This is a genomic window from Streptococcus oralis subsp. dentisani (assembly GCF_002096685.1).
Classification (GTDB): domain Bacteria; phylum Bacillota; class Bacilli; order Lactobacillales; family Streptococcaceae; genus Streptococcus; species Streptococcus oralis_AD.
In genome coordinates this window covers 184269-200440 of record NZ_NCVA01000039.1, presented here as the reverse complement: position 1 = coordinate 200440, position 16172 = coordinate 184269, and the positions used below count along the sequence as shown (strand labels likewise).

General features: G+C 38.7%; 16 protein-coding genes. 5 read left to right on the top strand and 11 right to left on the bottom strand.

The genetic code is table 11. The features are described from left to right. The 5 genes from atpB to B7705_RS03790 all read right to left on the bottom strand — a co-directional run bounded on the left by atpB (nt 1) and on the right by B7705_RS03790 (nt 3628). A complete protein-coding gene (gene atpB / locus B7705_RS03810) occupies nt 1–714 on the bottom strand; it encodes a F0F1 ATP synthase subunit A (protein WP_038806145.1) in 714 nt (237 codons plus the stop codon). A gap of 34 nt (nt 715–748) precedes the next feature. After that, nucleotides 749–949: a F0F1 ATP synthase subunit C gene (locus B7705_RS03805; RefSeq protein WP_001054555.1), complete on the bottom strand. Its 201-nt coding sequence runs from the start codon at nt 947–949 to the stop codon at nt 749–751. Between the two features lie 231 nt (nt 950–1180). Continuing rightward, nucleotides 1181–1492 (bottom strand): CHY zinc finger protein, encoded by a 312-nt coding sequence (locus B7705_RS03800; RefSeq protein ID WP_084947904.1) that lies wholly within the window; start codon nt 1490–1492, stop codon nt 1181–1183. A 14-nt stretch (nt 1493–1506) separates the two neighbouring features. Further along, a complete protein-coding gene (locus tag B7705_RS03795; protein WP_000169095.1) occupies nt 1507–2793 on the bottom strand; it encodes a peptidase U32 family protein in 1287 nt (428 codons plus the stop codon). A 136-nt stretch (nt 2794–2929) separates the two neighbouring features. Further along, on the bottom strand, nt 2930–3628 hold the full coding sequence (locus B7705_RS03790) for a GntR family transcriptional regulator (protein ID WP_000936176.1): 699 nt from the start codon (nt 3626–3628) through the stop codon (nt 2930–2932). A gap of 140 nt (nt 3629–3768) precedes the next feature. Here B7705_RS03790 and guaA point away from each other — a divergent pair, with 140 nt between their 5' ends. Next, a complete protein-coding gene (guaA, locus tag B7705_RS03785) occupies nt 3769–5331 on the top strand; it encodes a glutamine-hydrolyzing GMP synthase (protein WP_000065696.1) in 1563 nt (520 codons plus the stop codon). 81 nt (nt 5332–5412) lie between these two features. Here the strand turns inward: guaA and B7705_RS03780 are convergent, their stop codons facing one another. Together B7705_RS03780 and B7705_RS03775 are read right to left on the bottom strand one after the other, a co-directional pair. Next, nucleotides 5413–5652 (bottom strand): hypothetical protein, encoded by a 240-nt coding sequence (locus B7705_RS03780; protein ID WP_084947901.1) that lies wholly within the window; start codon nt 5650–5652, stop codon nt 5413–5415. A gap of 3 nt (nt 5653–5655) precedes the next feature. Further along, nucleotides 5656–7221, bottom strand: coding sequence for a hypothetical protein (locus B7705_RS03775; protein ID WP_084947899.1), 1566 nt, complete (start codon nt 7219–7221; stop codon nt 5656–5658). Nucleotides 7222–7878: 657 nt separating this feature from the next. Here B7705_RS03775 and B7705_RS03770 point away from each other — a divergent pair. From B7705_RS03770 to B7705_RS03755, 4 genes are read left to right on the top strand one after another with little or no spacing between them, the layout of a single operon-like run. Continuing rightward, nucleotides 7879–8652 carry an ABC transporter ATP-binding protein gene (locus tag B7705_RS03770; RefSeq protein ID WP_084947896.1) on the top strand — a complete coding sequence of 258 codons (774 nt, stop codon included), beginning with the start codon at nt 7879–7881 and terminating at the stop codon, nt 8650–8652. Then, nucleotides 8642–10696: an FtsX-like permease family protein gene (locus B7705_RS03765; RefSeq protein ID WP_084947895.1), complete on the top strand. Its 2055-nt coding sequence runs from the start codon at nt 8642–8644 to the stop codon at nt 10694–10696. The genes B7705_RS03770 and B7705_RS03765 overlap by 11 nt, the downstream gene beginning before the upstream one ends. A gap of 32 nt (nt 10697–10728) precedes the next feature. Beyond that, nucleotides 10729–11412 (top strand): response regulator transcription factor, encoded by a 684-nt coding sequence (locus B7705_RS03760; protein WP_084947892.1) that lies wholly within the window; start codon nt 10729–10731, stop codon nt 11410–11412. Next, on the top strand, nt 11402–12400 hold the full coding sequence (locus B7705_RS03755) for a sensor histidine kinase (RefSeq protein ID WP_084947890.1): 999 nt from the start codon (nt 11402–11404) through the stop codon (nt 12398–12400). The genes B7705_RS03760 and B7705_RS03755 overlap by 11 nt, the downstream gene beginning before the upstream one ends. Nucleotides 12401–12480: 80 nt before the next feature. Here the strand turns inward: B7705_RS03755 and ffh are convergent, their stop codons facing one another. The 4 genes from ffh to tuf form a co-directional block, all read right to left on the bottom strand. Continuing rightward, nucleotides 12481–14052, bottom strand: coding sequence for a signal recognition particle protein (gene ffh, locus B7705_RS03750; RefSeq protein WP_084947887.1), 1572 nt, complete (start codon nt 14050–14052; stop codon nt 12481–12483). A gap of 17 nt (nt 14053–14069) precedes the next feature. After that, complete coding sequence (locus tag B7705_RS09965; RefSeq protein ID WP_000535217.1) at nt 14070–14285, bottom strand: hypothetical protein; 216 nt, start codon at nt 14283–14285, stop codon at nt 14070–14072. Nucleotides 14286–14287: 2 nt separating this feature from the next. Further along, nucleotides 14288–14620 carry a putative DNA-binding protein gene (locus B7705_RS03740; protein WP_000402061.1) on the bottom strand — a complete coding sequence of 111 codons (333 nt, stop codon included), beginning with the start codon at nt 14618–14620 and terminating at the stop codon, nt 14288–14290. 141 nt (nt 14621–14761) lie between these two features. Then, a complete protein-coding gene (tuf, locus tag B7705_RS03735) occupies nt 14762–15958 on the bottom strand; it encodes an elongation factor Tu (RefSeq protein ID WP_001040719.1) in 1197 nt (398 codons plus the stop codon). Nucleotides 15959–16172 lie beyond the last annotated feature (214 nt).

Here is a 16172-nt window from a genome sequence, read left to right as displayed (position 1 = left end):
CTACTCTTCATCATTAATTTTATTTCCTAGATACATAGAAGACAAGACTGTGAATACATAAGCCTGAACACAGGAAATAAACACAGAAAACGCCGTCCAGACTAGATTGGTAACAAATGCGACTGGATACCAATAAAGAGCCTGATGAGAAAGTGTGATGAGCAGACTAGCCATCACTTCTCCGGCAAAGATATTTCCGAATACCCGCAAAGCAAGTGATAGGAAATTCGTGACTTCTTCAAGGAGATTCATCGGTGTCATAAAACCTGGGGTAACAAAGCCTTTCAGATACTTTTTAACACCACGGCGACGAATTCCTTCTATATGGGTCATCAGGATAATTCCAAATGACAAGGCCAAGTCAAATTGAAGATTGGCAGTTGGCGATGTCCAAAGGTTTGTCCCATCTGTAGTTTGAAGTTTGGCCATCAAACCAAGATTGTTTGCGATCACCATAAAAAGAAATAAACACAAGTAAAAGAGTGAGTAATCTTTCATGTACCGTGAGCCTACATTAGGTTCTGTAAATCCGACTACGAAGTCATAGAGATACTCCAGTACATTTTGCTTTCCTTTGGGTTTCACAGTCATATTCCGACTTGCCCAATAGATAAAGCCAAAAATAACGACTACAGACAGCAGGGTCAAGGCTGTCAAGGTCAAATCAAAGGTAACAGGACCAATATTGATGGTTGGATTGATACTTTCTTCCATCTAGAATCCTCCCTTTTCCATTTTATACTTCTCTTTATTTGATGATAAATGAAAATACGAGAGTTACAAAGAATGTTCCTTCAATAAAGGCAATCCCCATGATCATTAAGCTACGCAATTGTGGAATGATGTCTGGTTGGCGAGCAGCTGATTTGAACAAACCGTTCATCAACATACCTTCTGCAAGGGATACACCCATACAGGCAAGACAAAGACCGAAAAATGTTAAATTCATGATGAATTCTCCTTTTATTTAAAATTTACTTACTTAGTTTAGTCCTAAAATTTGTTTTTGTCAACTTTTTACTCACATTGAAAGCGTTTCAGATAATTTATTTCTATTTTTGCCATTTTTATCCTATTATATAGAAAAATTTCTCATTTTAGAGCGAGTGTTTTTCCACTTTCACTTTGTTTTCTGAAACAAAGTGAAAAAATCCAAGTTTGAAACTTGGATGAATTCATCTTATTTAAAATAATAGGAATGATGTTGTTTGCAACCTGGATTAAATGGAGCGCTACAATAAGGACAAGCTATCTGTTTTTGATATTCTTGAAATGTCATTGTCCTCTTACAAGCCCCACATAAAATCGGTTGACCCTCGGTAAGCGCCAAGGGATAGGGCGAAAATACATGCGTTTCTATAGCATTATGACACTGATAGCAAGCATAGTATTTTTTACATTCATAGCACTGAAGGGAAACGATGTCCTTTTCACCATGATAGTGAACACATCTGCTTTCATTATCTACCAAAAATCCTTGTGCTTGAATCATTCACTTTTCCTTGTCTAGGCACGAACTGTAACGCTTGTTCCGTCTTCTTTATAGAGATTGATAAGACCTTCCTTGAGAGCGCGAACCATATCCCCTGCTTGAACAGGTTGAGGAACCTTGATGGTCAAGAGTTCCATTGGATTTGGAGCGCGGTCGATTTTATTGCCCTTGGCATCATGAAGATCTTCGATATAAGTCTCAAAATGACGGAAACCTGGGCCGTAGAACTCAACTTGGTCACCTTCGTTAATAACGTTTCGTTGACGAATAGTTGCCGTTTGAGTCGCATCATCATACGCTACCACTTCAGCGACAAACTTGTATTCAGGAATTTTACGACGTGCGCCAAATAACTGTTCATTTTCAGACGGCGTACCGTAGTAGAAACCTGTTGCCAATTCACGTTGGGCAACCTTCCACATCTCGTCTACCAAGTCTTGCTTGATAGCTTCAAACTTCTCAGGACTTTCAAGATATGCATCCACAGCCGCCTTGTAACAGTTGGTCACAGTTGAAACATAGTGAATGGACTTCATACGGCCTTCAATCTTCAGACTGTCTACACCGTTTTCGATCATATCTGGAATATGGTCAATCATGGACATGTCAACGGCTGACATTGAAAATTCTTCTGGAATTTCACCTTTAAGGCTCTTGCGTTCTTGACCAAAGGGCATGTCGTAAAGATCGTATTTCCAACGACAAGACTGTGAACAACCACCACGGTTGGCATCACGCATACTCATGTGGTTTGATAGCGTACAGCGACCTGAGTAAGAAATACACATGGCTCCATGGACAAAGGCCTCAATTTCTACATCAGTGCGTTTGCGAATCTCTGCCAATTCTTCCATTGAAACTTCACGTGCCAAAACCACACGAGTTAGACCAAGTTCTTTCCAGAACTCAAGAGTTTCATAGTTAGTCGCACTGGCTTGAGTGGAAAGGTGGATTTCGAGACCTGGTGCTTCAGTTGCTGCAATCATGATCAAGGCCGGATCTGACACGATAACTGCTGCAATCCCGATGTCACGCAACTTACGGAACCATTCTCCAGCACCAGCTTCGTTTCCTTCGTGCATAACCATGTTGGCAGCTACATAGACCTTGGCACCGTACTTTGCAGCAAACTGGACTCCTTCTTCCATCTGTTCAAAGGTAAAGTTTCCAGCACGGCTACGAAGACCATAGGCCTGTCCACCGATGAAGACTGCGTCCGCACCATATTGAACAGCTACTTTCAGCTTCTCTAAAGTTCCTGCAGGTGATAAAACCTCAGGACGTTTTAATGTTTTTGTCATTTTTTCTCCTATTTGCAATATAAAAGTTTGACGTTTTTCCTTCTCATTTTATAGTAAATAATAGATAAAATCAAGCCTAGACAGATTGTTTTGACAATTCTAATCTTTTCTAAAACAAAAAACTAGCCTTTCTAGACTAGTTATTTTCAAGATAAAATTCAAAGCGTTCGCCCACGTATTGACTCTTTACATACTCGAAAGCCGTCCCATCTTCAAGATAAGAGACCTGAGTCAAGGCTAAAATGGCATGCCCTTTTTCAACTTCCAGATAGTGAGCTATCTTTTCCTTAGCCAATCTCGCATAAATAGTCTGTTGGGATTTGCCAATTCGGTAACCATGTTCTTGTAAGGTTTGAAAGAAATGGCTGGTTACTTCTTCTTTCTTAAAACTTTTAATAAATTTCTCAGGTATAGATGCTACTTCATAGACTAACGGAACTTGATCAGCATAACGTACCCGTTCCATACGGATGATATTTTCAGTTGGTGAAATGCCTAGCTTTGCCACTTCCTGCTCGTTGGGAATGGTTCTTCTATAAGAAATGAGTTGACTGGAAGGAACTTTCCCCTGAGATTTGACAATCTCCGTAAAACTGGTCGTCCCCCGCATTTTTTCTTGGACCCGAGTACTAGAAACAAAGGTTCCACTTCCTACACGACGCTCCAAAACTCCTTCCTCAACCAAGAGAGAGATAGCTTGTCGCAAGGTCATCCGACTAACCTGAAACTGTTCCGCTAAATCTCGCTCACTTGGAAGTCTCTCTCCGATTTTCCAATGATGCTCATCTATATCCTTCTTGATCTGATCGTGGATTTTCATATAAGCTGGTAACATGATTCTCACTTCTTTTCTTTATTTTCTCCATTGTACCGTATTTGCTAAGAAAAAGTCAAACTTTGCCTTGTTTAGTTGGTAATTCGCCCCTATTTGTGATAGAATATTGAAAAAGATATTTCTTTTGAGAAAGGAAAAAGATGAGCAACATTTCAACTGATTTGCAAGATGTCGAAAAAATCATCGTGCTGGACTATGGTAGCCAATACAACCAGCTGATTTCACGCCGTATCCGTGAGATCGGTGTTTTTTCAGAGCTAAAAAGTCACAAAATCTCAGCCGCAGAGGTTCGTGCGATAAACCCTGTAGGAATTATCCTCTCTGGTGGACCAAACTCTGTATATGAAGATGGTTCATTTGATATTGACCCAGAAATTTTTGAACTTGGTATTCCAATTTTGGGAATCTGCTACGGTATGCAACTTTTAACTCATAAACTTGGAGGAAAAGTTGTCCCTGCGGGTGATGCTGGTAACCGTGAGTATGGCCAATCACCACTTACCCATACCACTTCTGCCCTCTTTGAAGGGACTCCTGAAGAACAGATTGTTTTGATGAGCCATGGCGATGCTGTTACAGAGATTCCAGCTGATTTCGTTCGTACTGGAACTTCTGCTGACTGTCCTTATGCAGCTATTGAAAACCCTGATAAGCACATCTATGGTATCCAATTCCACCCAGAAGTTCGCCATTCTGTATACGGGAATGATATCCTTCGCAACTTTGCCCTTAAAATCTGTAAAGCTAAAGGTGACTGGTCAATGGACAACTTTATCGATATGCAGATCAAGAAAATCCGTGAAACTGTAGGTGACAAGCGCGTTCTTCTCGGCCTATCAGGTGGTGTTGACTCTTCTGTTGTTGGAGTTCTTCTTCAAAAAGCAATCGGTGATCAATTAATCTGTATCTTTGTAGACCACGGTCTTCTTCGTAAGGGAGAGGCTGACCAAGTTATGGACATGCTTGGTGGTAAGTTTGGTTTGAATATTGTCAAAGCTGATGCTTCAAAACGCTTCCTTGATAAACTTGCCGGCGTTTCTGACCCTGAACAAAAACGTAAAATCATCGGTAACGAGTTTGTTTATGTCTTTGATGACGAAGCAAGCAAGCTCAAAGATGTAAAATTCCTTGCTCAGGGAACGCTTTACACTGACGTGATTGAGTCTGGTACAGATACTGCTCAAACCATCAAATCACACCACAATGTTGGTGGTCTTCCAGAAGACATGCAGTTTGAACTCATCGAACCACTCAACACTCTTTACAAGGACGAAGTTCGTGCCCTTGGTACAGAGCTTGGTATGCCAGACCACATCGTATGGCGCCAACCATTCCCAGGACCAGGGCTTGCTATCCGTGTCATGGGCGAAATCACTGAGGAAAAACTTGAAACTGTTCGTGAGTCGGATGCCATCCTTCGTGAAGAAATTGCTAAAGCAGGTCTTGACCGTGATATCTGGCAATATTTCACTGTCAACACAGGCGTTCGTTCAGTAGGTGTTATGGGTGACGGTCGTACATATGACTACACCATTGCCATTCGCGCTATCACTTCTATCGATGGTATGACAGCTGATTTTGCCAAGATCCCTTGGGAAGTCCTTCAAAAAATCTCTGTACGTATCGTAAACGAAGTAGACCACGTTAACCGTATCGTCTACGATATTACAAGTAAACCACCAGCAACCGTTGAGTGGGAATAGAGTTAATGAGTTAAAAAAAGCCTAGAAATCAATATTTCTAAGGCTTTTTATTTTGCTTTAACAACAATTTAACAACAAAAACTATTTTTCAGTATTTAAACCTAATATCATTTTAACCTTTTTGGTACTTTCTATATACATACCTTTCTTAGACTTGCTAACAATTCTAGCATAATCTGTATTATCCTCACACAATTCATAAACACGGTAAAAATCATTATTATATTCAAACTCACTAATCAAATCTATTTCTTTATTTATTATTTCCTTACTACCTAAATTTTCTGAATACTTCCTGAGCTCTATTAACCAATTAAACACCTATTAATCAATTTTTAAATGTATCTTACCCTTCACTACATCCGGTATATATTTTGAAGTAATCTCATATTCAATCGTTTGAGGAACATTCTCAAACATTAGTATCGATGGAAATGCCATTGAGGAGTTATGTTTCAAATACTCAATGCCAAATCTTAAAATATCAAATTCTGAATTTGTAAAATTTTTATATATAAATATGTGTTCTAAAGAGTTTTTATAGTTGTATTTTTGATCTTCATAACTGGGTTTTGTAATATATGTGAGAGACGGATTAATATTAATTCTTTCTATATTTGATGGGATTATTTGAAAATAAGAGTAAGCATCAACTGAGTCACTTTCTTCAATTTTAAATAGCAATTCATCTAATTCAATTTCCTGTATCTCCTCAATTATGTTCTCTCCTGGATAAAGTAAGTTATTATGTTTTAATAGACAACCTTTTGGTACCATTAGTTTTACATCAATATCTTCATCATATGTTTTTCCTAAGTTAGAAACGATTAGTTCGACAAATTTAATGTTATCTATGTATGTGAAATATTCAATATACTCTTTGTAAGATATTATTTCCCAATATAATTTGTTTAATTTAGAAAAGCGTTTCTTTTCCCTATCAGACCCTATATACGAAGGACTACTGTTACCGAAAGGAATTTTTACCTGAAATTTATCTTTCCTTAAATTTCCTAAGTACCAAAAATTTTCATGTAGTTTGATTTGGTTTTCTTTAGCGAAATTATTTATAGTATCTTTGAATTCATCACTAATAACCACAGGATCAGCCATTTTATAAAGAAAATCAACATTCGCATCTTCTTTTGAATGTATGATCAACTGTTTAGTTTTATCTTCTAATATACCTGATTCTTCAGAAATTACGGTACTGTTTAGTTCATCTATATATTCATTAATCCTACTTTGCTTTTCATTGATAAATTTTGACTCCAGTAAACTAAATTGTTTAGGTAAAACATTTTCGTCAGATAATGTATTTTTATCCCTTATTGTCACAAACGGTTTTATATTTTTGTTTTGATAAGTTTCTTTTTCTGAAATTAATTTTAAAAAATAAAGTGATAGATGATTTGTAAAAAGCCTTTGAAAATCACTCTCGTCATTAACTATAAAAAATATCCCTCTATCTTTATATCTTTCTTTAAATTCTTGCACTTTTTCATATTGCTTAATGTCTATATTAGACGGAATTATCGGAGCTTCTAAAAAGTACATAAAAACTTGTTTATCAGCTGATAGCATCTCCTCAATTTCTTCTTCCGTTCCTGATCCATAATTATCTGTTGCTGTACCAAATCTTGTCCAAAATATAGCAACAGCTGCATCACATTCCCTAACAATTTGCTTATTCAATAATTCCTGTGGTTTATCACCTGATTCAGGAAAGCTATCCGTTGACCAATGCTTGATTGATACTTGTATATTATTCAAACTACCATATAGTTTATTAAAATTATCAACAGCTTCCTTAATTAATTGAAGATAGCCAGTAACATCCCCGGGACACGAAATTAATAAATCGTAAATAGTCACTCCTTCTCTTGGCATCCATGTATCCTCCGAAAATTTAATACTATACAAATCTAACCTATTATAATTATAAATCAAAAAAACAATAAAATCAAATTCTCTTACTGTTTTATTGGCTATAAACAATTGGAAATGAATGGTTTAGAACAAAGGTATCTACAACACAAAAGAGTAAATTAGGCTATGTTAATAGCATTTATCCCTTAGCGACTGCTCTTGTAGAAACTTATGGCAATACTGTAAAGCCCTATTGGAAAAAAGATGATATTAATAAGGCAACAGAGAAAGCCAGTAATCGTATAGTGAGATTTATCTTTGGATAAAAAATAGTGTAGGCTGAAGAGAATTCTTTAAAACTAGCTTGCTACAATTATTCTTTGTCAGATTTAAATGAAGTAACAATAGAAAATAAGAACGGAAATAGATTTTCCTGTAAGATAATACCGCTGGAGCATGAACTTCAGTGGTATTATTTTTTATGATTTCAATATTAGGAAAATTTCTCAACCTCTACTCTCCTTTTTAAATCCCTAAAACCATGCTATAATATAATAAGTATAGCTAAAATAATCTGACTATAAATGTCAGAGATAAAGATTTCTGACATCATCCGTAAGTGTTATTCTACTCTGATTCATACTATAATGAAAGTAACAAAAGATGGAGGTGTTTCACATGGAAACAATTTTACGAGTAGAATCATTAACAAAGCATTATGGAAAAGAGCCGAATATCACCAAGGCCTTGAACGGCATATCTTTTCAAGTTGTCAAAGGTGAGTTCTTAGGGATTATGGGGAGTAGTGGTTCTGGGAAAACAACCCTTCTTAACTGTCTAGCCACTATCATAAAGCCAACTGACGGCTCCATTCAAATGCAAGAAAAGGATTTAGGTCAGTTAAAAGGTAGTCAGTTAGCTGATTATCGTGGCAAGGAAATTGGCTACCTCTTTCAGAATTTTGAGCTTTTGGACAATTTGACAGCCAAAGAAAATATTTTACTTCCCTTGTCTTTGCACAAGGTCGATGCTAACGAAAGCAAGGTTCGGTTAGAATTGCTTTCCCAATATCTGGATATTTCTGAACTTCTGGATAAGTTCCCATCTCAATTATCAGGTGGTCAACGGCAAAGGGTAGCTGCTGCGCGCGCCTTGATTTTAGAACCTAAGATTGTATTTGCGGATGAGCCCACAGGGGCTTTGGATTCAAAAAATGCAACTATTTTAATGCAAAAATTATCCGAAATGAATCAAGTTGAAGAAACCACCATTCTCATGGTGACCCACGATTCCGTCGCTGCCAGCTTTTGCAACCGCATCTTGTTTATCCAAGACGGAAAACTATTCCATGAAATCCGACGCGATTATCCAAGAGAAAGTCAGGAAGATTTTTACCACAGAATACTAAAGGTCATGGCTGCACTGGCTGGAGGTGATGGCAATGTTTTCTAAATTAGTCTCAAGAAATAGCAAGAGAGATCGAAAGAATAATGGCTTGTACTTCAGTTCCATGGTTCTTTCTATTATTTCCTTTTACATCATCCTTTCTTTGTCCCATCAAGATGTGATGGTATTTCTAAAACAAATAGAGAGTCATGCTGTAGATAAACTCTTTAGCATGATTCCCATTCTTTATGTTGCAACGCTCTTTATTCTCTTTTTTCTAGTCTACTTCGCAAGTAGTATGCAGATGGAAAGGAGAAGACATGAATTTGGTGTCTATCTCACACTGGGAATGCGAAGAAGCAAACTGTTCTTGCTACTTCTGCTTGAGGATTTGAGAAACAGTATCCTTGCCCTTGGAATAGGCCTTCCTATTTCTATCTTAATTTCAGAACTGATTAGCCTAATAACCGCTAAAATTGTAGGACTAGGGATTATTGAACATCAATTTTCTCTATCTACCACAGCTCTACTCTATACAGTCATTGGCTTCCTAGCCGTAAAATTAGCTGTTTTTGTCCTTTTAAGTGCAAAAACAGCCAATAAGGAAATCGGAAACCTGCTATCCTATTCTCCTTCTGGAATGAAGAAACTACTCCCCAAGGGTGTGTACCTTCTTGTTTCTGTCCTCGGGATTTTGCTTCTAGGAACAGCCTATTACATGGGTATGAGTGGACGAGCTTGGGAGAGTGTTATAACCATGGGCATCACTGTTTTCTTGGGGACTCTAGGAACTATCCTCCTCTTCTTTGGTATGCGTTTATTTATAGACTTTTTGGTCAAGCTTGGAAACAATCGAAAACTTCATGCCTATAATTTTAGACAGATTCAGGAATTAGTTATCCAGCGCTCAACTATACTGGCTATCTGCTCCCTCTTAATCTTCTCTGCCTTGTGCCTCTTTGGAGCAGGTGTTGCCATTGCAAGTGGCAATTCAGGCAATCAAACCCACGTATTGGATTATACATTTAGAGATAGCAAGCAGGAAACAGATGAAAATCTTGATGTAAATACAGTAAAAAAAGAGCTTGAAGCTGCTGGACTAGCATCACAGTTTTCAAAGATTCTGCAAATTAAAGTGGGCATGCCTAAAGAACACGAGTCCGTGTCCTTCGAAGAGGTCATCAAGGAGTTGAAAAAGCAAAAAGACAGCAAGAACAAGGAAATTTTGCTCCATAAATTTAAACAGTCTACTACTTCCCACCTCATGCCTGTTTCCGAATACAACGAACTCAGAAAGACTGCCAATCTCCCTCCTCTAGAATTAACTAGTAAGGAAGCATATTTGTATATGGGGAAAGATTTTCTGCCAGATGAAAGTCTCGTCAACTCTGTTCTGAAGACGAAGCCTCAAATCAAAGTCATGGAAAATGATGTAAAATTGATTGGAGAGGTGGAGTCTTTGCCAATCGTAACGGATCGTGAAATAACCCTCTCTGTTGCCCTCATAGTCCCAGATGAGACCTTTATGAGCTATACAGACGGTCACTATTCAAACTATGTCAGCGGTATCTTGGCTCCTGAGCTAGTCAAGGAAAAAGGCCTGATGAGAGCTATCTCAGATACCAATAAAAAGCTAAATCAAACCTCTCTTGGCTATGAAAGCTATATACAAAATATGGGAAGACAATTATTTTACATTATCTCTGCCAGCTATGTCACCATCTATCTGGCTATCATCTTCCTTGTTGTGGCAAATACAATCATCGGCGTTCAATTTTTGATGGGTCAGAGACAATCCTACAGACGATACCAAACCTTGATTCATCTTGGAGCTAATTACGAAACTCTTTGTAAATCGTCAGAAAAGCAAGTCAACTGGTATTTCGGTCTGCCAATAGCCCTTGCACTTATCAGTAGTAGCTTCGGAGTGGGCTCCCTCCTCACAGGAATAGTACCAGCCAGTGCAAGAATGGTCATGGGGCAGAAATTTATCACAGCCATGCTGATAGTACTGCTTTTAGCAGGCTTCGAAGTCATCTATATTAGAATTGTAAAGAAAAATAGCAACAAGTACTTATTGTGCTTAATGGAACCCAAAAGAGATGAATAAGGTAGAATAAATTAGGAAAAGGAGGAACCGATATGAAGCATATTCTGGTTATTGAAGATGAGGCCTTGATTCGAGATGAAATTGTCATCTTGTTAGAGAAAGCGGGTTATCAGGTTGATAAGTTGACTGACTTCAAAGATACAACCCAGCAAGTGCTGCAATACGATACGGATCTAATCATACTGGATTTGAATTTGCCAGGAGAAACAGGTTTTCAAATTTGTAAAAATCTCAAGTCAAAACGCTCTGTGCCCATATTGGTTCTCACTTCCCGTGAACAATTAAAAGATGAGATTTATGCCCTAAAATTAGGGGCTGATGAGTACCTAACAAAGCCTTTCAAGAAAGAAAGATTCTTGGCTCGTATAGAAAACATCTTGAAACGCTATGAAGGTAGGCAAATTCTACTTGAAAAAGATAATTTCCTGCTGGATCGAAATACCTATACCCTTTATATCAACGGACATTCGATTTTACTCCCTCAAAATCAAGGGAAATTATTAGAAACCTTATTAGTGGCAACTGATTCTGTCGTCACAAAAGAAGAGCTAAGCATGAAACTGTGGAATACAACTGAGTTCATCGATGAAAATGCTCTTCAAGTAAATATTGCAAGGCTCAAAAAGGTGATGAAACAGGCTGGCATTGCACTTCAGGTCAAGTCCGTCAGAGGTATTGGGTACAAGCTAGAAGAGGTAAGTCCAGATGAAACATAATCTAAAATATCTATCTACTTACCTACCTTGGTTACTTGTTCTCTTAGCATTTGATCTATTTACAGCTGTCCTGCTTTGGCTTTCAGATGTGAGAATGTTTCAAGCCCTCATCTTACTCTATATTTTAGCTACCGTCCTGCTCTTTTTCATCCTATCATTCTTACTTATAAGAAAAGAAAGAAAAAAATCCGCTGCCTATAAAGCCTTTATAGCCAATCCCAAGACGGATACTGAGCTTGAATTATTGCATTTATCAAGTGCCTCAGAGAAAGAAAGCATTGAACAAATGGCAGATACACTTTATCAAAAGCAGACTGAAATAGGAAAGCTCAACTCATTACTAGCCGAGTACGAGGACTATGTTGAAAAATGGGCACATGAGATTAAACTCCCTCTATCGCTTCTTTCCCTCCTTTTGGACAACCAAAGCGACCAACTGCCGAAGGATACAGCATTTAAGTTGGACTATGTGAAAAATCAAATTCAAGGAAATGTATCACAAATCCTATTCTACTATAGGGTGAAAAGTGAGAAAAATGATTTTCTATTTGATGACCTTGACCTAAAAGAATGTATCCAAGATCTTTTGGAAAACTTTGATCCCTTGCTCAAAGAAAAGAATTTTACGATTCAGCTAGAAAATATACAAGGAACCTGCTACACTGATCAACGCAGTTTTGAATTTATCCTCTCCCAAATCCTCGCCAACGCCCTTAAATACAGCTCTGACAAGCCCAAACTCAGTATTTCTATGTCAAGAGACAAGGGGCGCACAAGTCTGATTATTAGGGATAATGGCTGCGGAGTTAAAGCTTGCGACCTCCCTCATATCTTTGAAAAAGGCTTTACAGGTGATTCAGGAGAGACAAGGAAAAAATCAACAGGCATGGGTCTCTATCTGGTCAAACAATTAGCAGATGCTTTAAAAATCGAAATCACAGTAAAATCCGAATGGATGCAAGGATTTGAAATCACTCTTTCTATTTAGTAATTTTTGATTAAGAAAATTACCTAATCATAGAAAGTACATATTTTATATAAAAAAGGAAAGCACTTCTGCTTCCCTTTTTATTTGCGTTTTTTCTTAGCTTTTTTCATCTTGTTGGCCATACGTTTCATAGACTGTTTCATGGCAAATTCACCGATTTTACCTTTAAGTCCGCCACCAAACATCTGGCTCATATCTGGCATTCCAGCTCCTCCAAGAGCTGACATATCTGGCATGCCACCTTGTCCCATCATTCCTTCAAGGGCAGACATATCCATCCCGCCCATATTTGGCATATTTTTAGGGAGGTTATTTGGATTGATGCCCATTTGTTTCATCATCTTGTTCATATCACCAGACATGACCCCTTGCATGAGCTGTTTGGCCTGATTAAAGTCCTTGATGAATTTATTGACTTCGACAAAGGTATTTCCAGAACCTGCAGCGATACGACGGCGACGACTTGGATTTAACAAATCAGGATTTTCACGCTCCTCAGGAGTCATCGAAGATACGATGGCACGTTTACGAGCAATCTGGCGCTCATCCACCTTCATATTTTGAAGGGCTGGATTGTTAGCCATACCTGGAATCATCTTAAGCAAATCTTCCATTGGCCCCATGTTTTGCACCTGATCCAATTGATCGATGAAATCATTGAAATCAAAGGTGTTTTCACGCATTTTCTCAGCCATTTCAAGGGCTTTTTGCTCATCGTATTCCTGAGAAGCTTTCTCAATCAAAGTGAACATATCCCCCATACCAAGGATACGGCTAGACATACGGTCTGGGTGGAAGGTTTCAATATCCGTGATCTTTTCACCCGTACCAGTGAACTTGATAGGTTTACCAGTGATATGGCGAACGGACAAAGCAGCACCGCCACGAGTATCCCCATCAATCTTGGTAAGGATGACCCCAGTCACTTCTAACTGAGCATTAAACTCACGGGCAACATTGGCTGCTTCTTGACCAATCATGGCATCAACTACGAGCAGAATTTCGTTTGGTTGAGCCAAGGCTTTTACGTCACGAAGCTCATTCATGAGGAGTTCGTCAATCTGCAAACGCCCTGCCGTATCAATCAAGACATAGTCGTTGTGATTGGCCTTCGCTTGCTCCAAACCTTGGCGAACAATCTCAACAGCTGGTACTTCTGTTCCAAGTGCAAAGACAGGAACATCAATTTGCTGTCCAAGTGTTTTCAACTGATCAATGGCAGCTGGACGATAAATATCCGCCGCAATCATCAAAGGACGTGCATTTTCTTCCTTCTTGAGTTTGTTAGCCAGCTTACCAGCAAAGGTTGTTTTACCAGCCCCCTGCAAACCGACCATCATGATAATCGTAGGAATCTTAGGTGACTTGATAATTTCTGCCGTATCAGAACCTAAAACAGCTGTCAGTCCCTCGTCAACGATTTTGATAATCTGTTGGGCATGATTGAGGGTATCAATGACCTCATGTCCGACAGCACGTTCACGAACCTTCTTGATAAAGTCCTTTACAACAGGCAAGGCAACGTCGGCTTCAAGCAAGGCCAAACGAATCTCTTTAGTCGCTTCTTGGACATCAGCCTCAGAGATTTTTCCTTTTTTACGTAGATTTTTAAAGACGTTCTGCAAACGTTCTGTTAAACTTTCAAATGCCATTTTTTTCTCCTATTTACTCAATTCAGTGGAAATCGTCCGAAATGTTGCAAACACTCAAGTTCTTCGGGTGTGATTTCTTTCATGATTTCATTTGGATATCCCCAACAGCTAAAACCTATTTTCATAGCTTTGGAGATATCATTGGGCGAGATAATCTGTAGTCGAGTAGGAAATGGTTCCTCTGCGGCTAATAGTTTGCAAGGTAATCCTTGATAAATAACTAGACTGCCCATGATTACTCCCGATTGTCAATACTTGTTAAAATTTCTATCTGCTCCTGCAGAAAATCATCCTTGGGATACTGCTCCAAGATCTGGTCAAAAATCTGACTGCGGACAATGTAGTCTGAGTACATGTGTAATTTCATCTCATAGTCTTCCAAAATCTTTTCTGTCCGCTTGATATTGTCGTAAACAGCTTGACGACTAACACCGAACTCTTCAGCAATCTCAGCAAGACTGTAATCATCTGCATAGTAGAGTTCAATATAATTCATCTGCTTATCTGTCAAAAGCGCAGCATAAAATTCAAAAAGCGCATTCATGCGATTGGTTTTTTCGATTTCCATAACTTTTATTATACCAAAAAATCTATCATATCGCTATACTAGAAGGCCTTCTTAAAAAAATAGAATGAAAAAAGAACCTTGCAAGGCAAGATTCTTTTAGTGTCTGACTTAAATAATTGTTCTTCTGGGAACTAAATCGAATTAAGCTTCGATTTCTGTAACCATACCTGAACCAACAGTACGTCCACCCTCACGGATAGAGAATGTAGTACCTTGTTCTACGGCGATTGGGTGGATCAACTCAACGTCGATAGTCACATTATCACCAGGCATTACCATTTCAGTACCTGCTGGAAGTTCGATTGAACCTGTAACGTCAGTAGTACGGAAGTAGAATTGTGGACGGTAGTTGTTGAAGAATGGAGTGTGACGTCCACCTTCTTCTTTAGTAAGGATATAAACTTCACCTTTGAATTTAGTGTGTGGATTGATTGAACCTGGTTTAGCGATAACTTGTCCACGTTCGATTTCGTCACGTTGAACACCACGAAGAAGGACACCTACGTTATCTCCTGCAAGACCTTCGTCAAGTTGTTTACGGAACATTTCAACACCAGTAACAACTGCTTTTTGAGTTTCTTCTTTGATACCAACGATTTCGATTTCGTCGTTAACACGAACAGTACCACGGTCGATACGTCCTGAAGCAACTGTACCACGTCCAGTGATTGAGAATACGTCTTCGACTGGAAGAAGCAATGGTTTGTCTGTGTCACGTTCTGGTTCTGGGATGTACTCATCAACAGTGTTCATCAATTCCATGATGATGTCTTCGTACTTAGAGTCACCTTCAAGAGCTTTAAGAGCTGAACCTTGGATAACTGGAAGATCGTCACCTGGGAAGTCGTATTCTGACAAGAGGTCACGGATTTCCATTTCAACCAATTCAAGCAATTCTTCGTCGTCTACCAAGTCAATTTTGTTCATGAAGACGATAAGGTGTTTAACACCAACCTGACGTGAAAGAAGGATGTGCTCACGAGTTTGTGGCATTGGTCCATCAGTTGAAGCTACTACAAGGATAGCTCCATCCATTTGAGCGGCACCAGTGATCATGTTTTTAACGTAGTCCGCGTGTCCTGGAGCGTCGATGTGAGCGTAGTGACGTTTTTCAGTTTCGTACTCAACGTGCGCAGTGTTGATAGTGATACCGCGTTCGCGTTCTTCTGGAGCAGCATCGATAGACGCATAGTCTTTAGGTTGGTTAACTGCTGAAGGCAAGCGACGTGCCAAAACAGTTGTGATAGCTGCAGTTAGGGTAGTTTTACCGTGGTCAACGTGTCCGATAGTACCAATGTTAACGTGTGGTTTACTACGATCGTATTTTTCTTTTGCCATTTGAGTAAAAGCCTCCAATAAAATATATTTTATAGATAGACAGTAGGCAATACAGTCTAACTTTCCTTACTATTTTATCAAATTTCAGCTAAATTGCAAGTGTTTTACACACATTTTGTGAATTATTCTAAATCTCATAATTTCAAATTCTTTTCCTTCTCCAACGGAATCATTTAAAACACTTTTGACCAGTCTAACCTCAAGTCTTTTTATC